This is a genomic window from Lysobacter daejeonensis GH1-9 (assembly GCF_000768355.1).
Classification (GTDB): domain Bacteria; phylum Pseudomonadota; class Gammaproteobacteria; order Xanthomonadales; family Xanthomonadaceae; genus Aerolutibacter; species Aerolutibacter daejeonensis.
The window spans coordinates 1-25,792 of the sequence record NZ_AVPU01000017.1 but is presented as its reverse complement, the minus strand read 5'-3'; the positions used below and the strand labels follow the sequence as shown (position 1 = coordinate 25,792).

Here is a 25,792-nt window from a genome sequence, read left to right as displayed (position 1 = left end):
TGCCGTCAGCCACGCGACGTTGCGACGATCGGCGGATCGCGACCTACTCGGGGTAGCGCTCGCGCACGAACAGGTGCAGGTGCTGCACCGCGGTCTCGACGTGGGCTGCCAACACCCGCGCCTCGGCCCAGCCGCCCTGGCGGGCGGCATCCTCCAGTTCGCCGGCGGCCTTGGCCAGGTCCTGCGCGCCGACCAGCCGGGCCGCGCCTTTCAGCTTGTGCGCCTCGCGGGTGACGGCCACGAGGTCACCGGCATCGCGCGCGGCGAACAATGCGCCCAGGTCATGGTCGACGCTGGCCAGGTAGTCGTGGAGCACGCTGCGGGTCTCCGCGGCGTCGCCGCCGGTGAGGTCGGCGAGCACGGCGGGGTCGAGCGCGGGGGGATGGTCGAGCTGTGGGGTCACGCCCGCCGCGGGAGCCGCAGTTGCCGACAAGGCGCCCTCTTCCGTCGGCATTGGCTCCGTGCCGGCGGGGAACTCCGCGGGCGCGGTGCCCGGCAACCAGCGCTGCAGGCACGCCGCCAGCGTGGGCACGCTCACCGGCTTGGCCAGGTAGTCGTCCATGCCCGCGGCGATGCAGCGCTCGGCCTCGCCCTTCAGCGCCGAGGCGGTAAGGGCCACGATCGGGATGCGCTGCCGCCCGCTGCGCGCCTCCTCCTCGCGGATCGCGCGGGCGAAGTCGTAGCCGTCCAGGCCGGGCATGTGCACGTCCGACAGCACCAGTCCATAACCGCCCGCGCGCCAGCGCGCCAGGCCGTGCAGGCCGTCCTCGGCAGCCTCGCTGGCATAGCCGGCCAGGGCCAGCTGCCGCGCGATCACCATGCGGTTGATGGGGTGGTCGTCCACCAGCAGCACCAGCGAACCTTCGCGTCGCGCCTGTTCCACGCTCGGCAGCGGACGCGGGGTGAAGCCCTCGTGCGTGGCCTTGGCCGCCGGCGTCGCTGGCAGGTCCTCCGCGCGCACGCGCGGCAAGGTCACCTGCAGGCGCAGGGTGGTGCCGCTGCCCGCGGCGCTCTGCATGCTGACCGCGCCGCCCATCAGCTCGGCCAACCGCCGGCAGATTGCCAGCCCGAGCCCGGTGCCGCCGAAGCGGCGCGTGGTATCGCCATCGGCCTGGCTGAAGGGTTCGAACAGGTGTTGCTGCTGCTCGACGCCCACGCCGATACCGGTGTCGGTCACGCGCAGGCACAGCTGGTCGGCGCCCAGCCCTTCGCCCACTTCCGGCATGTCCGCGCCCAGCCATTCCAGCGCCACGTCCACCCGCCCGGCCTCGGTGAACTTGATCGCGTTGGACAGGAAATTGGCCAGGATCTGCCGCAATCGCAGCGGGTCGGCGCGGTAGGCCGGCGCCACCCTCGGGTCGATGTGGCATTCCAGCGCCAGCCCCTTGCTCGACGCCGAGCCCAGGTAGTTGGCCACCGTGCTGCGCACCAGCGCCGGCAGGCTCATGGGCTCGGGCACCAGCGCCAACCGGCCGGCTTCGATCTTGGAGAAGTCCAGGATGTCGCCGATGATCCGCAGCAGCGACTGCGACGACTCCTGGATCACGTTCAGCGCGCGCCGCTGGTCGGCATCCAGCTGCGAGTGCGCGAGCACCTCGATCATGCCGGTCACGCCGATCATCGGCGTGCGGATCTCGTGGCTCATCGCGGCCAGGAACGAGGACTTGGCCTCGCTGGCATGCTGCGCGCGCGCCTCGCTGTCGCGCAGTTCCTGTTCCAGTTGCTTGAACTGGGTGAGATCGGTGGCCACCGCAATCACGCCGGCGGCACGGCCGTGTTCGTCGTCCACCGGCGACAGCGCGATCAGCACCGGCACCAGGTGGCCGTCGCGGTGGCGCAGCAGCGCCTCGCCGGGGGGCAGGCGCAGCGAGGCCAACGCCTCCAGCGCGCGCCAGTCGGTGGGCACCGGTCGACTGAGCATCTGCCCCAGGCGCGCCGCGACGCGCTCGATCTCCTGTGGCGGCACCAGCAGCGGCCCGTCGTCCGGGCGCGGTTGGCCGCCGTAGCGCACCACCTTGCCGAGGATGTCGTCGGCCCGCCAGCCGAGCATGCGTTCGGCGAAGGGGTTGAACACGGTCCAGCGCCCGTCGCGGTCCACCGCTAGGATCGCCGCCTGCGCCGCGGCCAACAGCGAGCTGAGGAAGCGCTCGCGCCGTGCCAACTCGGCGCGGGTGCGTTCGACCTGGCGCAGGTTCTCGGTGAGCCGCTCTTCAAACGCCACCACGTTGCGGCGCATGTCGACGAACGCATCCATCACCGTGGCCAGCTCACCACGGGGCTGGTATTGCGGCTGCGCGTCGAAGTCGTGCGCGTGCATCCGCCGCGCCAGCCAGGTCAGGCTTTCCACCCCACGGTAGGCATTGCGCAACACGAGCCGGCCAATCAGCGCCGCGGCCAGCAACGCCAGCACCGACAGGCCCACGCGCAATGCGCTCACCAGCCGGTTGCGGCGCACGTCGGCGGCCACCAGCGCATCGGCGCGCACCTGCGCCAGGTCCGACAGCGCCTTGATCCGGCGGGTCACCGGGTCGATCGCCGGGTACAGTTCGCTGTCGGCGAAGCGGCCCAATGCGCGGATGTCCTGCCGCACCAATATGCCGCGTAGTTTCACCGCCGCCTGGTCAGCGCGCACCCGCGCGGCGGCCACCTCGTCCAGCAGCGCTCGCTCGCGCTCGTCCTGCGGCAACGCCGCCAGCAACGCCCATTCGCCGTCGATGTGCACGCGCGCCGCGTCCACCGTCGCCACGCCTTCGCGCCACGGGATCAGGTGGTTGCGCACGCGGAAGGTGGTGTCGACGATGTCCAGGCCGTAGGCGTCGGACACGCGCTTGAGCACGGCCATGCGCCGCAGCGAATCGTCCTTGAGGATCAACAAGGACTGCCGCGCGCGGTACTGCGCCACCTCGTCGATGACCAGCACGCTCACCCCGGTGAGCAGGAACAGGCCGAACAACGCCCAGAGCTGGTGACGGAAACTGAGCCTGGCGAGGAACCCGGCCACGTCGCCCGTCAGGCCCCCGGCCGCCGCCAGTGCGCCACTACATCTGGCACGAGTGCCGCCGGCACCGGGCGCGAGATCAGCGTGCCCTGGGCGATGCCGCAACCCAGTTCGGCCAGCATCCGCCAGTCCTCGATGCTTTCCACGCCCTCGGCCACGACCTTCAGATCCAGCTTGCGCGCCAGGTCCAGGCTGGCTTCGACCACCGCACGCTTGCGCGGTTGCTTGTGCGCGCCCGATACGAACCCCTGGTCGATCTTGAGTTCGGTGAACGGCACCTGCGACAACTGCGCCAGCGACGACCAGCCGGTGCCGAAATCATCGATCGACAGGCCGAAGCCCTTCAGCCGCAGGCGCGCCATCACCCCCAGTCCGCGCGCGGCATCGGCCATCACCGAGCTCTCGGTGATCTCCAGGATGACGTCGGCCGGGTCCACGCCCTCGGCCTCCACCAGGCGCTGGTAGCGGTCGGCGGCGCTGTTGAGCGTCAGCGAGGTCGGCGACACGTTCACCGACAGCGTCAGGTGCAGGCCCTGCTCGTCCCAGCGACGCTTGTCGCGGCAGGCCTGGACCAGCATGTGGTCGGTCAGTGCCTCAAGCAGGCCCTCGCGCTCCAGCAGGCCGATGAAATGCGTCGGAGGCACCACGTGGCCATCCGCGCGGACCCAGCGTGCCAGGGCTTCCACCCCGACCACGCGGGCATTGGCGAACTCCACCTGCGGCTGGTACCACGGCGTGATCTCGTTGGCGGCCAGCGCCTCGCGGATGGTGCTGGCGCTGATCTCCATGGGCTCGTCAGCGACATCGTCGTGCGGCCCGTGGACATAGTCCTCCAGCGCGACGGCCAGCTTGTCCAGGGTCAGCGGCTTCTCCACGCTGCCCAGCACGCGCAGGCCGTAGGCGTGGGCCATGGTCTGCACGGTGTTGAGCAGCGCCGCATCGAGGGCACTGACCACCACCACCGCGCGGGCCAGCCGGCGCTGCGCGACGTGGCCGATGAATTCGATGCCGTCCATGCCCGGCATGTCCAGGTCGACCATCACCACGTCCGGGATCCGGTCCAGGCCGTCCAGCTGGCTTAACGCGCCGGCACCATCGGCGGCCTGGTGAACGTCAGTGACACCCAGTTCGGCGAGCAGGCGCAACGCCATCCGGCGCTGGAAGCCGTGGTCCTCGACCACCATGACGCTCAAGGCCGACAGGGACATCCGTTCCTCGGTGCTGGGTGCGCCCGCTCGACTGTAGCGTGCCCGCCGTCACAACGCGAGACACCCGGGCGACGGATCAACCGCGCCCGGGCGGGGTCACGGCCAGGTGGGTGGATTGGCTACCCAGGCAGCGTGCACTTCGGCCAGCGTGGCGCGTTCGGATTCCTTCCACTCCGGCAGCAGTTCGGCGTAGCGGGTGGTGCTGATCCACTGGGTGGGCTCGGTGCGCACGGCGGCGGCGTACCACTGCACGGCCTCCTCCTTGCGCTCCAGCGACCACAGCACCATCGCCAGGGTGGTGGGGATCCAGCTGGCGGTGGAGTTGCGCGCGGACACCAGCTGCAGCCACTGCGTCAGCGCCGCCTCGTCATCGCCGGAGCGGTAGAGGTCCCAGCCGTAATTCCACAGCAGGGCCCGGTACTGGCCGTCGCTGGGCGTGACCAGCGCCAGGGCGTCGGTATACAGCTGACGGCCCAGCTCCACGCGCCCGGCCTCCATCGCGATGTGCGCCAGCTGCGCGCGTTCGGCCACGGCGCGCGGATTGCGCTGGATGGCGCGTACCAGCTTCTGCGTGGCGGCGTCGCCGGTTTCGCGCACCGCCACGATCGGCTTCACCGCCAAGGCATCGGCCTCGAAGTAGAACTCGGCAGTCTTGGGCAGCGCCTGCGCCTGCGCCCCGGCAGCGGCCATGAGGCTGGCCGCAAGCAGCAAACCACGGATTCGCATGGTTATTTCCCCCTGTAAAGCAATCACCATCGTACCCGGTACGGTCCCGGGCCGGGCCATTTTGCCCGGTTGAGACTTTAGTCGCTGGTACAATTGTCCGGTTTTGCACGACCGGCCCGTTGCCCCGCAACGCCCCCGACGCCGCATTCGCCGCCCCCGCAGCCACCCCGCCGGCCCCCGCCGCGCCCGGAGCCACGCATGACCAGCACCGCCGAACTCAGCTCGCCGTCCTCGGCGAACACCGCCCTGACCAACAGTGTGGTCGACACCGACTACACCCTCGAGCACAAGTACAGCCGGGAAAAGGGCCGCATCTACCTGAGCGGCGTGCAGGCCCTGGTGCGCCTGCCGCTGATGCAGCGCCTGCGCGACGAGGCCAACGGCCTGAACACCGGTGGCTTCATCTCCGGCTACCGCGGCAGCCCGCTGGGCGGCTTCGACCTGGAGCTGTGGCGCGCCAAGAAGCACCTGGAAAAGGCCGGCGTGAAGTTCACCCCGGGCCTGAACGAGGACCTGGGCGCCACCATGGTCTGGGGCACCCAGCAGACCAACCTGTTCCCCGGCGCCAAGGTCGATGGCGTGTACGGCATGTGGTACGGCAAGGGCCCCGGCGTGGACCGCTGCGGTGACGTGTTCAAGCACGCCAACGCGGCCGGCACCGGCCGCTACGGCGGCGTGCTGGCGCTGGCCGCCGACGACCACGCCTGCCGCAGCTCCACCCTGCCGCACGGCAGCGAGGACGAGTTCGTCAGCGCGATGATGCCGATCCTCAACCCGGCCGGCGTGCAGGACATCCTCGAGATGGGCCTGATCGGCTGGGAGATGAGCCGCTTCACCGGCCGCTGGGTGGGCTTCAAGACCATCGCCGAAACCGTCGAGTCCTCCGCCTCGGTCGACGTCGACCCGATGGCGCTGCAGATCATCACCCCGGACGACTTCGAGATGCCGGAGGGCGGGCTCAACATCCGCTGGCCGGACCCGCCGATGAACCAGGAGATGCGCCTGCACAAGTACGCGGTGAAGGCCGCGCAGGCCTTCGCCCGTGCCAACAAGCTCGACCGCGTGGTGATCGACTCGCCGCGCGCGCGCCTGGGCATCGTCACCACCGGCAAGTCGTACCTGGACGTGCTGCAGGCGCTGGAATACCTGGGCCTGGACGAGCAGGCCTGCGCCGACCTCGGCATCCGCGTGTACAAGGTCGGCATGACCTGGCCGCTGGAGCCGGTGGGCATCCGCGCCTTCGCCGAAGGCCTGGAAGACATCATCGTCGTCGAGGAGAAGCGCGCCTTCATCGAGCGGCAGATGAAGGAGTACATGTACAACTGGCCGGGCCAGCGCCCGAGCATCGTCGGCAAGTACGACGAGGCCGGCGAGTGGATCCTGCCCAGCACCGGCGAGCTGACCCCGGCCACCATCGCCGGCGTCATCGGCCGCCGCATCCAGAAGTTCCACGACAGCGAGCACATCCAGAACGTGCTGCGCTGGATGGCCGAGAAGGAATCCGAACTGGCCCTGCCGCGCGCGCAGTTCCCGCGCGTGCCGCACTACTGCTCCGGCTGCCCGCACAACACCAGCACCAAGGTGCCGGACGGTTCGCGCGCGCTGGGCGGCATCGGCTGCCACTACATGGTCACGTGGATGGACCGCAACACCGACACCTTCACCCACATGGGCGGCGAAGGCGTGACGTGGGCGGGCCAGGCGGCGTTCACCGACACCCCGCACGTGTTCCAGAACCTGGGCGACGGCACCTACTTCCACAGCGGTTCGCTGGCCATCCGCCAGTCGATCGCGGCCGGCGTCAACATCACCTACAAGATCCTCTACAACGACGCGGTGGCGATGACCGGCGGCCAGCCGGTGGACGGCACCCTGACCGTGCCGCAGATCGCCCACCAGGTGCGCAGCGAGGGCGTGCACACCATCATCCTGGTGTCGGACGACATCGCGAAGTGGAGCAAGCGCGAGCTGTTCCCGTCGGAGATGGAGTTCCACGACCGCGCCGACCTGGACGCCATCCAAAAGCGCCTGCGCGAAGTGAAGGGCACCTCGGTGCTGATCTACGACCAGACCTGCGCCACCGAGAAGCGCCGCCGCCGCAAGCGCGGCAAGATGGTCGACCCGCAGAAGCGCGTGGTGGTCAACTCGCTGGTGTGCGAAGGCTGCGGCGACTGCGGCAAGAAGTCGTTCTGCGTGTCGGTGCTGCCGAAGGAAACCGAGTTTGGCCGCAAGCGCGAGATCGACCAGTCCAACTGCAACAAGGACTACAGCTGCACCACCGGCTTCTGCCCCAGCTTCGTCACCGTCGAAGGTGGTGGCCTGCGCAAGAAGAAGGGTTCGGGTGCGAAGGATCGTTTGACCAACCTGCCGCTGCCGCAGGTGGCCAGCGACCTGTCGCAGCCGTGGAACATCCTGCTGACCGGCGTGGGCGGCACCGGCGTGGTCACCATCGGCGCGCTGCTGGGCATGGCCGGCCACCTGGAGGGCCGCGGCGCCACCGTGCTGGACCAGACCGGCCTGGCGCAGAAGGGCGGCGCGGTCACCACCCACATCCGCATCGCCAAGTCGCCCGATGACATCCACGCCGTGCGCATCGCCGCCGGCGAGGCCGACCTGGTGCTGGGTTGCGACATGGTCGTGGTCAACGACTACTGGGTGCTGTCGAAGATCCGCAGCGGCCGCGCGCAGGTGGTGCTGAACACCTACGAGGCCATGCCGGGCACCTTCACCACCCGCCCGGACATGCAGTTCCCGGCCACCGACATCGTCGCCGCGATCAACGGCGCGCTGGGCGGCGAAGGCCTGCACGCGGTGGATGCCACCCAGCTGGCCACCGCGCTGATGGGCGACGCGATTGCCACCAACCTGTTCATCCTGGGCTATGCCTGGCAGAAGGGCCTGGTGCCGCTGTCGATGGACTCGCTGATGCGCGCCATCGAGCTCAACGGCGCCGCGGTGGAGATGAACAAGACCGCGTTCGCGTGGGGCCGCCTGGCGGTCATCGACCCGAATGCGGTGGCCGAGGCCGCCGGCCTGATCCGCAACGCCCAGACCGCCGCCGAGGCCACCCCGCATGCGCTGCCGATGCTGTCGCCGGCCGAGTGGGAAGGCCATGAGTGGGGCGCCAACGCCGCGCCGCGCGCGGTGCGCAACGAGGACGAGCTGCGCCACCTGCCCAGCAACGCCGGCGGCGACAACGTCGCGTTCCTGCCGCTGGACGACGAGCGCCTGTCGCGTTCGCTGGACGAGCTGATCGCGCGCCGCGTGGCGTTCCTCACCGAATACCAGGACGCCGAGTACGCCAAGGGCTACGCCGGTTTCGTCAACCGCGTGCGCGACGCCGAGCAGTCCAAGGCGCCGGGCAGCACCGACCTGACCGAGGCCGTGGCGCGCTACGCGTTCAAGCTGATGGCGTACAAGGACGAGTACGAAGTGGCGCGCCTGTACACCAGCGGCGAGTTCCTGCGCCGGGTGCAGCAGCAGTTCGACGGTGACTACAAGCTCAAGTTCCACCTGGCGCCGCCGCTGTTCGCGAAGAAGAACGCGGACGGGCAGCTGGTCAAGGCCGAGTACGGGCCGTGGATGCTGACGGCGTTCAAGTGGCTGGCCAAGCTGCGCAAGCTGCGTGGCACCAAGCTGGACGTGTTCGGCTACACCGAGGAGCGGAAGATGGAGCGGCAGTTGATTGCCGATTACATCCGCACGGTGGAAGGGCTGCTGCCGAAGCTGGACCGCGGCAACGTGGATCTGGCGGCGGAGATTGCTTCGATTCCGGAGCACATCCGTGGGTATGGGCACGTCAAGGAACAGCACCTGCATGACGCCAAGGTGCGTGAGGCGGCGCTGTTGAAGGAGTGGGATAATCCGTTGCGGATTGTGAAGGTGGCGTAAGGGTTGTCGCACGGTGGGAGGGCGCGGGCACTGTGCCGCGCCGACCCTCCGTCCGCGCAATCCTGCGCGGAGTCGGGCCGCCGGCCATCCATGGCCGGCTCTTGCGCGACACAGCACCCACACCCTCCCACCTGATGGCAGGTGGTTGAGTTGAAAAGCAGAAGCCCCGCCATTGGCGGGGCTTCTTGTCTTGGGCCGTCCGACGAGTGGCAAATGCGGCCGACTAACGCCAGATTTTCGGGCGACGCAATGTCGCCTCAGTTCATTTGATTCTTGGCATCTGGACCGCTAGCACTGAGTGTCACCCCATAGCGGCTCATGCGCTCTGCAGAAAGCGGAGAGCGTTTCGCAATCTCTTCGCAGGCCTGTCGCATTTTCTGCCTGGCTTCTGCCCACAAAGGATTACCTGTCCCGAAATCGAGAACTGTTTTTATCGCTCGCCTTGCCTTTGCGCCTGCGTGCTCTGTAAGAACGCTCGCGATCCGTTCCGGCGTGCTCTTTGCGACGGATTGGATAGCGGCATCGCTTATGCCACCACTTGAACCGAGCAGCTCCAGCGCCTCCTTCAGATCCATCACGACAGGCGCTTTGAGCTGGGCTTGCCTAATAGCTTCTACCAACTCAGGATCATCGATTGGCCCGAACATAGCGACCTCGTCGAGGTCGCCTAGTCTCTCGCCGCCTCGCTGTTCGATCCACGCCTTGATGAACTTGCTACCGACCTCTGGCCGACCCAGCAAACGAAGTAAACGCACCGTGGACTGAAGGTTATGCGCACGCTCGACGTGCGAGACTGGCGGCCAAGCTTTTTCCAGGGCGTCTGCCAGCTCTTCTTGATTCTCCGCAAGGGTGTCGTGAAAAAGCGACCATGCTTTTTCAAATGCTTCCTTACTACTTTCTAACTCGACATTACTTTGGTAAGCGTCGACCTCCGATGCGATCAACGCAGGGTCTGGGTATCCATTGATGACCATCTGGCAGAGCGCCTTATCCAATTCATCTCCGACGAAGATCTGATAGTCACTTATCAATTGCATCCACGCGAGTTCTTTCTCCGTCCTGTCCTTCTTGTCAGACATTGAGTAGAGCGCCATGTCGAATGGTCCAGAGCGCATAACGAAGTCAAGCGGTGGCGCGCCTTCCGCCTGCCCGCTGTGCGCGTACGTCAAGAGGGCCAATACTCGGACGATGCTCTCAATAGTTCTGGGATAGAGCTCGCGCTTCCCTGCTGAGTCTAGAGCCGCTTTCACGTGTCGTCCGGTTCTCTGAACTATCCGAATATTTGAGACACGAAGATCGCTGAGCGCCTTGCGTGCGATGGGATACCAAGTCTCGCCGGAGTACGTTTCAAGTCCTAGATCGATGCTTTGCTCAATTGATGGCGCATACGTCATCTCACCGTGGAAAACCTTCTCTTTGTTGTCGTCCCACACCTTCTGATCAGTCGCGTTGAGGCCACCAGTGTTGAGGATCACCACAACCCGACAACCCTGCTTATCCACCAGTTGTGAAACTAGTCCAAGGAAGTCGAGCATAGGTAAGCCTTCCCCTCGACGCTCAATGTCGTCGAAGCAGATCAAGCGGCCTTTGACCAAGTAGTAGCTGAGCGCGTCGTAGGACTTTGCAAGGCCTGTTCGAAGGTAGGGTATATCAGCCACGTCGAGAGCGATGGGCAAAAATGATTGAATCCGCCACCAGATCCACTGGGGATGAATCCATCGCCACCACTTTCGACGAAGGTCGTGATCGAACTCTTGAGTCGCCTGATAAACGGCGACTTTCATATCACTGAGGGAGCCGATACCAAACAGTGAAACGTATGAATATTTCTTCCGCCAAGGCTTAGCTAGATAGCGCTCGACGACGCGGCGGCGCCAAAAGTATGTCTTTCCAAGCCCCCACTTACCCTGCAGTACAAGCGCACCCGGTTCCTTTGAGCTGACAAAGTTCTCGAGTGCATTCTCGATTGACATGCGCGAATGTCCCTTTGGAGCGGATGGTCTAGGGTAATGCCTCCAAACTTACCTGGACTACTCCATCTACGTCGTCACCGACCTCTAGTCAGCGTGATTGAGGCAATCCGAGAGGCGTTTCGTGGCTTTGAGCGAAGAATCGCTGCGCGAACCAAATTTGTCCGGAACGGAAAAGCAACTTGACACCTCTTCGCAGTTGAAAACTGTTTATCTCACAGCTGCGTGATGTGCCGAGCCACCGCCTCCGCAATACGAATGCCATCCACCCCCGCCGACAGGATGCCACCGGCATAACCCGCACCTTCGCCCGCCGGATACAGCCCACACGTGTTGAGGCTCTGCAGATCATCGCCCCGGGTGATGCGCACTGGAGACGACGTCCGCGTCTCTACACCAGTTAGCACCGCATCGGCGCGATCAAACCCCCTGATCTGCTTTCCAAACGCCGACAACGCCTCTCGGATCGCATCAATCGCATAGCGCGGCAGCGCGCTGTCCAGGTTGGTCAGGTGCACCCCCGGCTTGTACGACGGCTGCACTTCGCCAAACGCCGTCGACGCACGGTTGGCGATGAAGTCGCCCACCAGCTGCCCCGGCGCGTCATACGTGCGCCCGCCCAGCTCATATGCCAGCGACTCGAAGTGCCGCTGCAGCGCCACGCCCGCCAGCGGCGAACCGCTGTCGTCGTAGTCGGCGTAGTCCGCTGGCTCGATGCCCACCACGATGCCGGCGTTGGCGTTGCGCTCGTTGCGCGAGTACTGGCTCATGCCGTTGGTGACCACGCGTTCGGGCTCGCTGGTCGCGGCCACCACGGTGCCGCCGGGGCACATGCAGAAGCTGTACACCGCGCGGCCGTTCCTGGCGTGGTGCACCAGCTTGTAGTCGGCCGCGCCCAGCAGCGGGTGGCCGGCCTGCGGGCCGAAGCGCGCGCGGTCGATCAGCGACTGCGGGTGTTCGATGCGGAAGCCGATGGAGAATGGCTTGGCCTCCATGTGCACGCCGCGCGCATGCAGCATGGCGAAGGTGTCGCGCGCGCTGTGGCCCAGCGCCATCACCACGTGGTCGCTGCGCAGCTCGCTGCCGTCGGACAGCTTCACCCCGCGCACGTGGCGCACGCCATCGGCGTCGGTGTCGATCAGCACGTCGTCCACGCGCGCGGAGAAGCGGATCTCGCCGCCCAGGCGCAGGATCTGCTCGCGCATGTTCTGGATCATCGACACCAGGCGGAAGGTGCCGATGTGCGGCTTGCTGACGTACTCGATCTCCTCCGGCGCGCCGGCCAGCACGAACTCGCGCAGCACCTTGCGGCCGCGGTGTTCCTTGTCGGTGATCTGGCTGTACAGCTTGCCGTCGGAGAAGGTGCCGGCGCCGCCTTCGCCAAACTGCACGTTGGATTCGGGCGTCAGCTCGCGCTTGCGCCACAGGCCCCAGGTGTCCTGGGTGCGCTCGCGCACGGCCTTGCCGCGCTCCAGCACGATGGGGCGGAAGCCCATTTGCGCCAGCAGCAGCGCGGCGAACAGGCCGCACGGGCCAAAGCCGACCACGATGGGGCGCTCGGTCAGGCCGTCGGGGGCGTGGGTGACCAGCTTGTAGGTGGTGTCGGGGGTGGGGCTCAGCTTGGGCGCGCCCTTGGCCGGCGCGACCGCGGGCGCTGCGCCGCCTGCACCCGGCTGCTCTCGCGCCAGCAGCTCCGCCGCACGCGGCGTATCGATGTCCAGCGTGTAGATCAGCTGGATGTCCCCGCGCTTGCGGGCGTCGTGGCCGCGCCGGAACACGTGCACGGTCAGCGGCTCGTCCGCGCGCAGGCCCAGCCGGGCGCGCACCGCCGCCTCCAGCGCCTCGGGCGGGTGGTCCAAAGGCAGCTTGAGGTCAGTGATGCGGAGCATGGGGGCGTAGCCGGGGTGTTCGGATCGCCATTTTAGGGTCTGAGCACGCGGGGGCCACCCTCAGCCCGTCGGGGCATGGGGTGCAGGGGCACCGCACCAAAGCCGGGTATCGGGCCGCGACGTGCGGTGCCCCTGCGCCCCGTGCCCGCCCACAGCGCACCGGCCTGGGCACCCCGCGCCCCGACAGGGTGAGGCGGCGGTCCGCGCCCCCGGCAAGGGGGCGCGGAGTGGGTAGGTCAGTTGGCGGTGCGTTTGAAGGCCAGTTGCTGGCCGTTCTGGTGCAGGGTCACGGTGTCGGGCGTACCGCTGGCGGGGGTGAACTCCAGCGTGGCGTCCACCACCGTGGGGTAGAAGCGGTCGGCGCTCTCGGCCTTCAGCGGCAGCACCGGCTGGCCGCCCAGTTGGGCGTGCAGGGTGCCGTCGGCCACGGTGATCAGCATCGGCATGCCGTTGAACTCGTAGCGGCCCACCAGGCGCTGCAGCGCGGGGGCCGGCAGCTCGACGGCGGCGCGGTCGGCGGGCAGCGGTTCGTTGCTCAGCGCGGTGACCACGGCGGGGCCTTCGCCCTCGTGGAAGAACTCCATCGCGTTGACCCTGCCCTCGGCATCGCGCAGCAGGTTGAAACGGTTGAAGCCGTCCTCGTACAGGAAGCTGTCCGTGCCGATGGGGATGAGCTTGGCGCGCTGGCCGCCGGTGCGCTGGCCGGTCAGGCCGCCGTCCACCACGCGCAGGGTGCGGGTGGTCTTCTCGTCCAGCCGGTACACGCCTTCGTACTGCTTGAGCGTGGCGGCGTCGATGGCGATCGGCGTCGCAGTGGGGTACGGGTCGCCCAGCGCGAACGCGGCGATGCGCCGCGCCAGTTCGCTGGGGCCTTCGTTGCCACCGCGCGCGCCGTCGGCGTTCTGCAGCACCACCACGCTAATGTCGTCGCCGGGCAAATAGTTGAGCGTGGTGGAGAAGCCGAAGATGCCGCCGCCGTGCACCAGCATCGGACGCCCGCGCACGTGGCCGGCGGTGATGCCGTAGCCGTAGTTTTCGTCCACCGCCTTGTCCTGCGGCGTGATCATGGCGACGTAGCTGGCGTCCTTCAGCACGCGGCCTTCGTGCAGCGCGCGGTTCCAGGTGTGCAGGTCATCCACGTTCGACACCAGCGCGCCGGCCGCGTGCGGCTGGGTCATGCTGATCGGGCGCGCGTCCACCACCTTGTCGCCTTCCCACGAATAGCCGTGCACCTGGCGCGCGACCACGTCCGGGTCGTGGCCGTAGCCGGTGTGCGTCATGCCCAGCGGCGCGAAGAACTGCTCATGCAGGTAGCGGTGCCACGGCATGCCGCTGGCCGCCTCGATCACCGCGCCCACCAGCACGTAGCCGGAGTTGTTGTAGCGCCAGCCCTCGCCGGGGGCGAAGTCGGGCTTCTCGTTCTTGAACACGTCGATCAGTTGCGCGGTGGTCAGGTCGCGCTGGATCGGGCCGTCCATCATCCCGGGCATGTCGGTGTAGCTGCGGATGCCGGAGGTGTGGTTCAGCAGCTGGCGCACGGTGACAGCGTCGCCATTGGGATAGCCGGGCACGTACTTCGACAGCGGGTCGTCGAGCGCGACCTTGCCGTCTTCCACCAGGCGCAGCACGCCGGCGGCACCGAACTGCTTGGTCACCGAGCCGATGCGGAACATGCCGTCGGCGGTCAGTGGCTTGGCGCCGGTGACGTCGGCGCGGCCGATGGACCCGCGGTACAGCATCTGGTCGCCGCGCATCACCAGCACCGCGGCGCCGGGGCCGAAGGGGTCGTAGGTCTTGGCCAGCAGTTGCGCGGCGTAGCGGGCTACGGCGGCGGGCGTGGGTGCCTGGGCTGGGGCTGCGGTGGGGAGAGCGGCGTCCTGCGTGGCTGCGGTCGCAGCGGCAGCGGGCGCCGCGGCCCCCAGGCCAAGGGCCAGGGCGGCGGCCAGGGCGGCGGCCAGGGCGGCAATGCGGTACATCGGGCGATGCATGAGTCCTCCTTGATGGTTGGCGCTGCCGCGGTCATGCGCGGCGGGTAGCCAACCCTACCCGGGATGGGCGCACATGCCGAGCACCTTTGGTCACCGGGACCGAAGTCACGGGCTCAGCGGGCCAGGTACAGCCATGCCACGTACGCGGCGTAGATCGCCACCAGCAGTGCGCCTTCGCCACGGCTGACCCGTCGGCCACTGGCAAACACCGGCACGCACAGCAGGGCCACCGCCACCAGCAGCGGCAGGTCGAAGCGGCTCACCGCAGCGGGCGCGGGCAGGCCGTCGGGCGCGGCCAGGCAGGTCAGGCCCAGGATCAGCAGGATGTTGTAGATGCTGCTGCCGATCAGGTTGCCGACGGCAACGTCGCGTTCGTCGCGGCGGGTCGCCACCAGGGTGGTGGCCAGTTCCGGCAGGGACGTGCCCAACGCCACCACCGACAGGCCGATGATGGCCTCGTCCACGCCCGCCGCATGGGCCAGCGCCACTGCGCCGCTCACCAGCCAGCCCGCACCCAGCACGGCCAGGGCGATGCCGCCCAGCAACAGCAGCGCGTCGGCGGCCCAGCGGGGCCCGCGCGAGCGCATGGCCGGCGTCGCCGCGGTCGCGGTTTCCGGTGGGTACATGTCGCGGAATTCGCGCCGCACCAGGGCGCTTTCGCGGCCGCTGACGCGCACCAGCAACACGGTGTACACCGCACTGCCGGCCAGCAGCAGCAGGCCGTCGGCCCGGGAGAAGCGGCCGTCGTGCGCCAGCCACGACATCGCCACCGTGGCCAGGATCATCGCCGGCAGGTCCAGCCGCAGGCTCTGCAGCCGCAAGGGCAGCGCGCGGATCCAGGCGCTCAGGCCCAGGATCAGCAGGATGTTGACCAGGTTGGTGCCGGCGATGTTGCCCACCGCCAGCGCGCCGGCATCACGCTCGACCGCCGCCAGGCCCACCGCGAGTTCCGGGGCGCTGGTGCCGATGGACACCACGGTCAGGCCCAGCAGCAGCGGCGGCACGCCCAGCGTGCGCGCCAGCCGCGTTGCGCCGCGCACCAGCGCCTCGGCGCCCAGCACCAGCGTCAGCATCCCCACCGTCAGCAGGAGCAGCCCCATGGCTGCACCTTGCCGGCTGGCGCCCCGCGGCGCCAGCCCTGCTCAGCAGGTCAGTCGTCCATGCGGCCGTGGTGGCCGTGGCCGCGCTTGCCGCCCATCATCGGCGCGTTGGCCATTTCCTCGCGGCTGATGGTGCCGTCCTTGTTGGTGTCCATCTGCGCGAAGCGCGCATCGGCGTGCTGCTTGCGGCGCGCCTCCATTTCGGCGCGGCGCGCTTCGTGCGCGGCCTCGAGTTCGGCGCGGGTCAGCTTGCCGTCGCGGTTGGCGTCGGCCTTGGCGAAGAACGCCTCGCGGCGCGCGGCGTGGCGGGCCTGGCGGTCGGCCTTGTCGATGAAGCCATCCTTGTTGGCGTCCATCTCGGTGAAGCGCTCGGCCAGGCCGGGGCGCGCGGCGGCCTCGGCCTTGCTGATGCGGCCGTCCTTGTCGGTGTCCAGTTGCATCAGGCGCTCGCCGTGCATGCGGTGCGGACGGGCGCCGTCGTGGCCATCGGCGCCACCGTGGGCGATGGCGAAGCCCGACACCGTCACGGCCGTCAGGGCAAGGGCAAGCAGGTGGGTGCGCTTCATGGGATGTTCCTCGGTAGACGCCGGCGACGTGCCGGGCATGTACCGGTTAACGCCACGGCGCCAACGCGGTTGACGACGCGACCGCGCCATTCAGCCGCGGGTGGGCGTCGTCCCTGTCTTGCGCCACACCCGGCAGCGGTTGTTGGCGGGCATGGCCAGGTCTTCCTCCAGCACCAGGCCGACGCTTGCAGCGAGCGCGTCCACCGCTTCCGCATCGCGGATCGCCGAGCGCGGATCGCGCGCCAGCAGCCACGCATCGAAGGCGCGGTTGCTGTCGCTGGTGTATTCGCCACCGTAGTTGAAGGGCCCGTACACCACCAGCAGGCCGCCGTCGGCCAGCACGCGCGACACACCGGCGAAGAACGCCTGCACCTCGGGCCACCCCATGATGTGCAGGGTGTTGGCGCTGAACACCGCGTCGAACGATGGCGTGGGCCACGGCCCGGTGGCGACGTCGAGTTGCAGCGCGGCCGGCGTGTTGGCCAGCGCCGCGTCATCCAGCCACATCGCGATGCCCGGCAGGTTCTCCGCACGGTCGCTGCACTGCCACTGCAGCCATGGCATCGCCGCAGCGAAATGCACGGCGTGCTGGCCGGTGCCGCTGCCGATCTCCAGCACCCGGCGCGCTGCCGCCAGGCGCGGTTGCAGTACCGCCAGGATCGGGTCGCGGTTGCGCTCGCACGAGGGGGCGTTCGGTTTGTCCATGCGCAATGGGTTCCACTCGGGGATGGGGTCGGGGCGGTGGCAGCGTGGCCGGTCGCAGCCGGTGCGACGGCCGGGCCTTTACATGCCGCTCACCGTTGCACCCGCATTGTCGCCCCCAAGCCCCGTCGGAGTCTCCGCCATGGCATCACCCCGCACCGCTGACACCCGCCTGCCCCTGATCCCGCTCGCCGTGCTGCTGGCGTCGATGGTCGCCTGCAGCACCATGCCCGCCGAGCCGCCGATGGACGGCGCGCCCACCGGCATGTGCAATGCGCAGGCCGCCAGCTGGGCCATCGGCCGTGCGCCCACCCAGGACGTGGTGGACCGCGCCACGCGCGACAGCGGCGCGGCCGTGTCGCGGGTGCTTCGCCCCGGTCAGGTGGTGACGATGGAATACCGCGCCGACCGCCTCAACATCGACGTCAACGAACGCGAGGCGATCACAGGGTTGCGGTGCGGCTGACCATCGAGGTGGTGTCGGGCCGTCCGCCGCGCACGAGGGCGGCGGCCCCGCTACACCCCAGGAAGCGTGAGCCCTTGAGCCACTTGTCGTTCTTCGCGTAGGCGAAGACCAGCTGGCCCTGCTTGAGCGTGTCGATCATCGGCTTGGCCACTTCCGGGCGCACCGCGGGGCAGCCGAAGCTGCGGCCGAGGCGACCCTGCACGCGGGCCTGCAGCGGATTCACGTACGGCGCGCCGTGCATGACGATCAGGCGATTGCGCGCGTTGTCGTTCCAGCCCGGCTCGTGGCCGTCCATGCGCAGCGAGTAGCCGTTGCCGCCCATGTAGGTCTCGGCGGTGGTGAACAGGCCCAGGCTGGTCTGGTGGCTGCCGTCGGTGTTGGAGAACTGGGTGGCCATGTTCTCGCCGCTGCCGCGGCCGTGCGCGACGTACTCGTCGTACAGCAAGTTCGCGTTGCGCAGGTCGAACACCCACAGGCGGCGCTCGGTGGACGGCTTGGAGTAGTCGATCACCGCCAGGCGCGTGGCGTCGGCTCCGGTGCCGGTGCGGCCGGCGCAGGTGCGCGCTTCCAGTGCCAGCGCCAGCACTTCCGGGTCGGCCTTGGGCGCGGCCTTCACCAGCCGCTGCAGCAGCGTGGGCTGCGCGGTCGGGGGGGAAGAAGCGGGGTTCGGGTCGCCACGATCGGCGGCCACCACAGAGGTCGAGGACGGAGGCGGTGCGACGGGCGGAATGGCCGCGGCGTTTGACGTCCTTGCCGAAGGCGCGACACATCCCGCTGCCAGCACTGCCGTGAGCAGGGCCAGTGGGGTTTTTGTCATGCGGCGAGGTTACATGAAGATCGCGTCAAGGGTGTTCAGCTTACTGACCGTCGGGGTCAGGTTGAACAGGGGTTTCTTCCTCGTCGCTGTCGTCGTCCTGGGCACGGATCACGGTCAGGCCGGCATTGGCTTCGTGCGGTTGCAACGGCTCGTCGGTAACCACCATCGTGGCGCCCGGCGACAGCGTTTCGTACACCAGTTGGCTGAACACGGGTGGCACCAGCAGCCGTTCACCGCGGATCGCGGCCTGCAGGTCCTGGTGCAGGTCAGGCGTGGCGCCGGGCACTTCCACCTGCATCCAGCGCAGCGGCGGCCGTCCCGGCACCAGCGTGTTGGGACCGGTGCCCTGCCCGTCGAGCAGCACGTAGGCGTGCGTGCCGCTCATCGGCTCGCCGGTCAGGGTGACGGCGGCGCGGCCGATCTCGGTGCCTTCGCGCATCACCACCACTTCCTCGTCGTGGGTGCTGAACACGAGGGTGATCGGGCCTTCGGTCGCACGTTCGGGCGTCCAGCTGAACTGACCCTTCGGTAGCGTTTTCGACGGGCTGCGCGCCCGGCCGGTCGACGCGTCCACGGGCGCGAACAGCCCCGGGGACACGACATCCGGATCGTGCGACGCGGCGTTGGCCACCACCACGGTCATGCCGTGCGAGGTGACGTCAAACAGCTTCTTCGAGAATTCCAGCGGCAGGCGCACGCACCCGTGCGAGGCCGGATAGCCGGGCACGCGCCCGGCATGCAGTGCCACGCCATCCCACGTCAGCCGCTGCATGTAGGGCATCGGCGCATCGTCATACAGGTTGGAGTAGTGCTCCTTGCGCTTCTGCAGGATGGTGAACACGCCGGTGGGCGTCTCGTAACCCTTCTTGCCGCTGCTGACCGTGGACACGCCGATGCGCACGCCGTTGCGGTACACGTAGGCCTGCTGCTCCGGCAGGCTGATCACGATCACCACCGGACCCTGCGGTGCCAGTTCAGGCGTCCACAGGTATTCGCCGGGTTTCAGCGCCAACGGCGGCGGTGCAGGCGCGGCCAACGGCGACGCGGCGGTCAGCGGCGTGGGCACGGGCGCCACAGCGGCACGCGCGGGTACGACCGTACTCTCCGCCGGGCGCACGGTGGGGGGCGCGACCTGCGGGGCGGCCGTCGCGGTCATCGACAGCGCAAACGCCACGGCCACCGCCAACAGGCGATGCGAGTGACGCGCCTGCGGCCAACGCGCAGGGGATGAGGTCATCGTGGGCATGGCATTCCTTCCTGCGATAACGGTAACCGCCGCGTGCGACGGCAGCTTGATTGCAGTCAATGCCGCACCCGCGCCGTTGCCGTGGGTTTAGACTGCAGCCACACCGTTGCAGGGAGCAGGGCGATGCGTCACCACCACTGGCTGTTGGCTGCCGTCGTGCTGTTGGGTTTGTGGGCCTGGTCCAAGCGCGTGGACAACCCCGATACCGTGCCGGCGACGCCTGCCACGCAAGAGGCGCCGGCGGTGCCGGCTACCGGTGAGGCACCCGCCACGCCGCCCACCGCCCCTGGCGCGGACACCGCCGCGGACACCCCGCGCGACGCGGGCACCGCACCCGGCTATCCCGCGTTCCTGCCCGCCGAAGCCCACCCGGTGCTGGACGCGATCGCCCGCGGCGGCCCGTACCGCTACCGCCAGGACGGCGGCGTGTTCCAGAACCGCGAACGCCGCCTGCCCGCGCAACCGCGCGGCTACTACCACGAGTTCACGGTCGACACGCCCGGCTCCGACGACCGCGGCGCGCGTCGCATCATCACCGGCGGCAACCCGCCGTCGGAGTACTGGTACACCGATGACCATTACCGTAGCTTCCGCCGCTTCGAACTGACCGGAGCGACGCGATGAACGACACCGACCTGCGCAACGTGCTGGCCGACCCGGCACAGAGCGGCGCGTATTTCGTCGCCGCGGGCGACGCCGAGGCCATGGCCGACGCGGGCGAGGCGCTGGACTACCACGTCTACCGCATCGACCTGGCCGGCTGCCCGGACAAGGTGGAGCTGATGGAGCGGCTGGCCGCGGCGATGCGCCTGCCAACCTGGTTCGGCGGCACCTGGGACGCGCTGGCCGACGTACTGGGCGACCTGTCGTGGCAGCCGGCGGTGGGCTACCTGCTGCTGATCGAACACGCGGCGGACCTGCGCGAAGCCTCGCCCGACGATTTCGACACGCTGCTGGAGATCCTCAACGAGGCCGCGTTCCGCTGGGCCGAGGACGATCGCCCGTTCTGGGCGATCCTGCCGATGCCGGCCGCAGCGTTGCCGGACGACGAGGACGAGTAAGCCGCGCGGCGGCTCAGGCCGCGGGCGTCTCCGGCGCGACCTTGGCGGCTGCATCCGCCGGCACCTTGGCGAACACCCACGCAATCGCGACCGCGCACGCCAGCAGCCCCGCGGCCAGGAACCACGGCGCGCTGGGCAGATGCACCGGCGCGCTCTTGCCGATGAAGTAACCAAAGCTGCCCGCGAACAGCGACGGGCCGATGATCCCCGCCAGGCTCACCAGGCTCATCAACGCGCCCTGGATGCGGCCCTGCACCTGCGCGCCCACCTGGCGCGTGATCAGCGCCTGCGTCGACGGCGCGGCCAGCGCCCACAACGCACTCACCGGTATGCCCAACCAGAACATCCAGCCCTCGCTGGCCAGGCCGTACAGGACGAAACCGGTGACCCCGCACGACAGCCCCAGCAGCAGCGCGCGGCGCTCGCCGATGGCCTTCACCACCCGTCCGACCAGCGCGCCATTCACGATGACGCTGCACACGCCCACCACCGCCAGCACCCACGCCACGTCGCGCGGGCCCCAGCCAAAGCGGTAGTCGGCAAACAGGACGAAGATGCTCGGGTACACGTAGTGCGCCAGGTTGGCGATGAACACCACCGCCGCCAGCCCGAACACCTGCGGATAGCGCTTGAGCAGCGCCAGCGAGCCGACCGGGTTGGCGTGCGACCAGTCGAACCTGGCGCTGCGCTTTTCCGGCGGCAGCGATTCGGGCAGCACGAACCAACCGTACAGGAAGTTGCACAGCGCCAACGCCGCGGCGAACCAGAACGGCCAGCGCAGGTTGATCTCGCCCAGCCAGCCGCCGATCAGCGGACCGACGATGAAGCCCAGCCCGAACGCCGCGCCGATCAGGCCGAAACTCTTGGCGCGCTGCTCCGGCGGCGTGACGTCGGCGATGTAGGCGTTGGCGGTGCTGAAGCTGGCCGAGGTGATGCCGGAGATGATGCGGCCCACCAGCAACCACGGCAGCGTGTTGGCCAGCGCCATGAAGATGAAATCGATGCCCAGGCCCAGGCACGACAGCAGGATCACCTTGCGCCGGCCGAAGCGGTCCGACAGCGCGCCCTGGATCGGCGAGCACACGAACTGCACCGCGGCGAACACCGTGCCGAACACGCCCACCCAATACGCCGCATTGGCGGTGTCGCCGCCGGCGAACTGTTCGATCAGGTGCGGCAGCACCGGGATGATCACGCCGAACGACAGCACGTCGATCAGCACGGTGATGAAGATGAAGATCAGCGCGGCCTTGCGCACGCGCGGCGCTACAGGTTCGGTCACGGAAACTCGCCGGGCTCGGGGCAGTCGCGCAGTCTAGCGCGGCCACGTCGAGCGCAGGTTCCAGCGCCGCCGGGGATACTCGGAAAGCAGGCGGCTGTTACGTAGGAAACTATTTCAGTTTCAACTATTTACGTATTTGCCGCGTTGCACAAAATGTGCTTTATTCGGGTCATACACGGACACGTTGGTCTGTCGCGCGGGGCTCCCGGACGCGACGGGCGGCCGTGCCCTGCCCCATCGCCAAGGAACCGCCATGTCCGCTGCTGCCACCCTGCCGCTGTACGACCCGCGCGATGAGCACGACGCGTGCGGTTTCGGCCTGATCGCCCACCTGGACGACACGCCCAGCCGCGCCATCGTCGAACGCGGCATCGAGGCACTGGTGCGCATGACCCACCGCGGCGGCGTGGCCCGCGACGGCCTCAGCGGCGACGGCTGCGGTCTGCTGCTGCGCCAGCCCACCGCGTTCCTGCGCCGGCTGGCCGAGGAGAGCGGCATCGCGGTGCGCGGCCACTTCGCCTCGGGGCTGGTGTTCCTGCCGCACGACGCGGACGAGGCGGCCCGCGCGCGCGACACACTGGCCGCGTTGCTGCAGGACGAACGGCTGGCGGTGGCCGGCTGGCGCGAGGTGCCCGTCGATCCGTCGGCCTGCGGTGCACTGGCGCGCGCGTCGATGCCGCGCATCGAACAGGTGTACGTCACCCCCACCGGCGGCTTCGACGCGGTCGGCTTCGAGCGCTCGCTGTTCCTCGCCCGCCGCCGCGCCGAACAACAGTTGCATGACCTGGCTGACTTCTACGTGGTCAGCCTGTCGGCCGCGAGCATTGGCTACAAGGGCATGGTGCTGCCGGACCGGCTGGCACAGTTCTACCCTGACCTGCAGCGCGCCGACCTCGCCGCCAGCGCCGTGGTCTTCCACCAGCGCTTCTCCACCAACACCACGCCGCGCTGGCCACTGGCGCAGCCGTTCCGCCTGCTGGCGCACAACGGCGAGATCAACACCATCGCCGGCAACCGCGCCTGGGCGCAGGCGCGCGCCCACGTGTGGCGCACCCCCGCACTGGACCTGCGCGAGTTCGACCCGGTGATCACCACCAGCGGCTCGGACTCGCAGAGCCTGGACGACATGCTGGCGCTGCTGCAGGCCGGCGGCATGGACCTGCTCAAGGCGATGCGCATCCTGATCCCGCCGGCCACGCAGTCGCTGGAATACAGGGACGCCGACCTTGCCGCGTTCTACGAGTACTACGCGCTCAACACCGAGCCGTGGGACGGCCCGGCCGGCATCGTCACCCTGGATGCGCGCTACGCCGCGTGCACGCTGGACCGCAACGGCCTGCGACCGGCGCGCTGGCTGCGCACCCGCGACCGCCACTTCCTCATCGCCTCCGAAGCGGGCGTGTGGGAGCTGCCGGCCGAGGAGATCGAGGCCAAGGGCAAGCTCGGCCCCGGCGAGATGATCGCCGCCGACCTGTACTCCGGCGAGCTGCTCGACAGCGAGGCCATCGACGCGATCAACCGTGCGCGCGCACCGTACAAGCGCTGGCTCAAGCAGGGCACCACCCACCTGCAGACCGAGCTGATCGACCCCAACCTCACCGCCGACCCGTTCGACGCGGCCACGCTGGAAGGCTTCCAGAAGCTGTTCCAGTTGACCCGCGAGGAACGCGAACTGGTGCTGCGGCCGATGGCCGAGCTGGAACAGGAAGCCACCGGCTCGATGGGCGACGACGTACCGATGGCGGTGCTCAGCCAGCGCGTGCGCCCGCTGTACGACTGCTTCCGCCAGGCCTTTGCGCAGGTGACCAATCCGCCGATCGATCCGTTGCGCGAGGACTGCGTGATGTCGCTGTCCACCCAGATCGGGCGCGAGGGCAACGTGTTCGTCGACGGCCCGGGCAACGTCAACCACGTGGTGCTCAACTCGCCGATCCTCGCCCAGCGCAAGGTCAAACAATTGTTGACCATGGCGCCGTACGACAGCTCGCACCACTACATCGACCTGAACTATTCACCCAGCGAAGGCCTGGAGGCCGCGCTGCGCCGGATCTGCGCCGAGGCCGAGACCGCCGCGCGCGAAGGCCACGTGCTGCTGATCCTCACCGACCGCCGTCCGCAGCGCGACTGCGTGATGGTGCACGCGCTGCTCGCCACCGGCGCGGTGCACCAGCACCTGGTGCGCACCGGCCTGCGCTGCGACAGCAACCTTATCATCGAGACCGGCACCGCGCGCGACCCGCACCACTTCGCCTGCCTGCTCGGCTTCGGCGCCACCGCCGTGTACCCGTACCTGGCCTACCAGACCCTGCACGACCTCGGCACGCGCGGCATCCTCAACACCGTCAGCGGCGAAGTCACCGAGATCGGCCGCAGCTACCGCCGCGCGATCAAGAAGGGCCTGCTCAAGATCATCTCCAAGATGGGCATCAGCACCATCGGCAGCTACCGCGGTGCGCAGCTGTTCGAGATCATCGGCCTCGACAAGGAAGTAGTGGAGTTGTGTTTCGCCGGCACCGCGGCGCGCATCGGCGGCGCTGGCTTCGACGCGCTGCAGGCCGATGCCGAGCTGCTCGCCTCGCAGGCGTGGGACGCGACCACGCCGCCGGAGATCGGCGGGCTGCTGCGCTACGTGCCGGGCGGCGAGTACCACCTGTTCAACCCCGACGTGGTCACCCGCCTGCAGCGCGCGGTGCACACCGGCGACTGGACCGACTGGCACCACTACGCCACCGCGGTCAACGAACGCCCGACCGCCGCGATCCGGGATTTGCTTCAACTGCGCTCCGCCGCCACGCCCATCGCACTCGACGACGTTGAGCCCGTGGAAGCAATTGTTCGCCGCTTTGACACGGCGGCGATGAGCCTGGGCGCGCTGTCGCCGGAAGCGCACGAAGCGCTGGCGATCGCGATGAACCGCCTCGGCGGGCGCAGCAACTCCGGCGAAGGCGGCGAGGACCCGGTGCGCTACGGCACCGACAAGGTCTCCAAGATCAAGCAGATCGCCTCCGGCCGTTTCGGCGTGACACCCGAGTACCTGGTCAACGCCGAGGTGCTGCAGATCAAGATGGCGCAGGGCGCCAAGCCCGGCGAGGGCGGCCAGCTGCCGGGGCACAAGGTCAACGCGATGATCGCGCAGTTGCGCTACGCGCGGCCGGGCATCGGCCTGATCTCGCCGCCGCCGCACCACGACATCTATTCGATCGAGGACCTCGCGCAGCTGATCTACGACCTCAAGCAGGTCAATCCGCAGGCGCTGATCTCGGTGAAGCTGGTGTCGCATGCCGGCGTCGGCACCATCGCCGCGGGCGTGGCCAAGGCCGGCGCCGACCTGGTCACCATCTCCGGCCACGACGGCGGCACCGGCGCCAGCCCGCTGTCGTCGATCCGCTACGCCGGCACGCCATGGGAGCTGGGTCTGTCGGAAGCACGCCAGGCGCTGCTGGCCAACGACCTGCGCGACCGCGTGATCGTGCAGGCCGACGGCGGGCTCAAGAGCGGCCTGGACGTGGTCAAGGCGGCGCTGCTCGGCGCGGAGAGCTTCGGTTTCGGCACCGCGCCGATGATCGCGCTGGGCTGCAAGTACCTGCGCATCTGCCACCTCAACAACTGCGCCACCGGCATCGCCACCCAGGACGACGCGCTGCGCCGCGACCACTTCACCGGCCTGCCCGAGCGCGTGGAGAACTTCTTCCGCCTGATGGCCGAGGAAGTGCGCCGGCTGCTGGCGCAACTGGGCGTGCGCACGCTGGGCGAGATCGTCGGCCGCACCGACCTGCTCGAGCAGCGCGGCGTGCGCCTGTCGCAGGGCGCGTCCAACGACGCGGTCGGCCCGCGCCAGCGCCACCTCGACCTGGCGCCGCTGCTGGCCAGCGACGGCCTGGT

17 protein-coding genes are annotated in these 25,792 nt (G+C 68.8%); 5 read left to right on the top strand and 12 right to left on the bottom strand.

From position 1 onward, the window contains the following. Nucleotides 1-43: 43 nt before the first annotated feature. The 3 genes from N800_RS16450 to N800_RS10190 form a co-directional block, all read right to left on the bottom strand. A complete protein-coding gene (locus tag N800_RS16450; protein ID WP_156962956.1) occupies nucleotides 44-3,001 on the bottom strand; it encodes an ATP-binding protein in 2,958 nt (985 codons plus the stop codon). Between the two features lie 8 nt (nucleotides 3,002-3,009). After that, entirely contained in the window at nucleotides 3,010-4,206 is a 1,197-nt protein-coding gene (locus tag N800_RS10195; protein ID WP_036137944.1) for an EAL domain-containing response regulator, read from the bottom strand. A 96-nt stretch (nucleotides 4,207-4,302) separates the two neighbouring features. Then, nucleotides 4,303-4,932: a tetratricopeptide repeat protein gene (locus N800_RS10190; protein WP_036137942.1), complete on the bottom strand. Its 630-nt coding sequence runs from the start codon at nucleotides 4,930-4,932 to the stop codon at nucleotides 4,303-4,305. Nucleotides 4,933-5,130: 198 nt separating this feature from the next. On the opposite strand from N800_RS10190, the gene N800_RS10185 reads away from it, so the two are divergent. Then, nucleotides 5,131-8,823: an indolepyruvate ferredoxin oxidoreductase family protein gene (locus tag N800_RS10185; RefSeq protein ID WP_036137940.1), complete on the top strand. Its 3,693-nt coding sequence runs from the start codon at nucleotides 5,131-5,133 to the stop codon at nucleotides 8,821-8,823. A gap of 257 nt (nucleotides 8,824-9,080) precedes the next feature. On the opposite strand, the gene N800_RS10180 is transcribed toward N800_RS10185, so the two are convergent. The 6 genes from N800_RS10180 to N800_RS10155 form a co-directional block, all read right to left on the bottom strand. Then, a complete protein-coding gene (locus N800_RS10180) occupies nucleotides 9,081-10,796 on the bottom strand; it encodes a hypothetical protein (RefSeq protein WP_156962955.1) in 1,716 nt (571 codons plus the stop codon). Nucleotides 10,797-11,008: 212 nt separating this feature from the next. After that, nucleotides 11,009-12,682, bottom strand: a complete 1,674-nt coding sequence (locus tag N800_RS10175; protein WP_036137936.1) for an NAD(P)/FAD-dependent oxidoreductase — start codon at nucleotides 12,680-12,682, stop codon at nucleotides 11,009-11,011. A gap of 236 nt (nucleotides 12,683-12,918) precedes the next feature. Further along, entirely contained in the window at nucleotides 12,919-14,670 is a 1,752-nt protein-coding gene (locus N800_RS10170; protein ID WP_156962954.1) for a serine hydrolase, read from the bottom strand. Between the two features lie 113 nt (nucleotides 14,671-14,783). After that, on the bottom strand, nucleotides 14,784-15,770 hold the full coding sequence (locus N800_RS10165; protein WP_036137934.1) for a calcium/sodium antiporter: 987 nt from the start codon (nucleotides 15,768-15,770) through the stop codon (nucleotides 14,784-14,786). Between the two features lie 50 nt (nucleotides 15,771-15,820). Continuing rightward, a complete protein-coding gene (locus N800_RS15390; RefSeq protein ID WP_052108142.1) occupies nucleotides 15,821-16,336 on the bottom strand; it encodes an EF-hand domain-containing protein in 516 nt (171 codons plus the stop codon). 90 nt (nucleotides 16,337-16,426) lie between these two features. Then, the gene (locus tag N800_RS10155; RefSeq protein ID WP_036137932.1) at nucleotides 16,427-17,041 is read right to left on the bottom strand and encodes a DUF938 domain-containing protein; all 615 of its coding nucleotides are present in this window, start codon (nucleotides 17,039-17,041) and stop codon (nucleotides 16,427-16,429) included. 139 nt (nucleotides 17,042-17,180) lie between these two features. Here N800_RS10155 and N800_RS10150 point away from each other — a divergent pair, with 139 nt between their 5' ends. Then, entirely contained in the window at nucleotides 17,181-17,504 is a 324-nt protein-coding gene (locus N800_RS10150; protein ID WP_052108141.1) for an I78 family peptidase inhibitor, read from the top strand. Here N800_RS10150 and N800_RS10145 read toward each other — a convergent pair. Further along, nucleotides 17,482-18,195, bottom strand: a complete 714-nt coding sequence (locus tag N800_RS10145) for a murein L,D-transpeptidase catalytic domain family protein (RefSeq protein WP_425476506.1) — start codon at nucleotides 18,193-18,195, stop codon at nucleotides 17,482-17,484. The two genes, N800_RS10150 and N800_RS10145, sit on opposite strands and share 23 nt — an antisense overlap. 166 nt (nucleotides 18,196-18,361) lie before the next feature. Then, nucleotides 18,362-19,567, bottom strand: coding sequence for a L,D-transpeptidase (locus N800_RS10140; protein ID WP_156962953.1), 1,206 nt, complete (start codon nucleotides 19,565-19,567; stop codon nucleotides 18,362-18,364). 123 nt (nucleotides 19,568-19,690) lie between these two features. On the opposite strand from N800_RS10140, the gene N800_RS10135 reads away from it, so the two are divergent. Beyond that, nucleotides 19,691-20,191, top strand: coding sequence for a guanyl-specific ribonuclease (locus N800_RS10135; protein WP_036137930.1), 501 nt, complete (start codon nucleotides 19,691-19,693; stop codon nucleotides 20,189-20,191). Beyond that, on the top strand, nucleotides 20,188-20,628 hold the full coding sequence (locus N800_RS10130; RefSeq protein ID WP_036137927.1) for a barstar family protein: 441 nt from the start codon (nucleotides 20,188-20,190) through the stop codon (nucleotides 20,626-20,628). The genes N800_RS10135 and N800_RS10130 overlap by 4 nt, the downstream gene beginning before the upstream one ends. 13 nt (nucleotides 20,629-20,641) lie before the next feature. On the opposite strand, the gene N800_RS10125 is transcribed toward N800_RS10130, so the two are convergent. Continuing rightward, complete coding sequence (locus N800_RS10125; RefSeq protein ID WP_425476508.1) at nucleotides 20,642-21,934, bottom strand: TCR/Tet family MFS transporter; 1,293 nt, start codon at nucleotides 21,932-21,934, stop codon at nucleotides 20,642-20,644. 229 nt (nucleotides 21,935-22,163) lie between these two features. On the opposite strand from N800_RS10125, the gene gltB reads away from it, so the two are divergent. After that, nucleotides 22,164-25,792, top strand: a 3,629-nt coding sequence (gene gltB, locus N800_RS10120) for a glutamate synthase large subunit (protein ID WP_084087473.1), incomplete at its 3' end; no start/stop codon positions are given.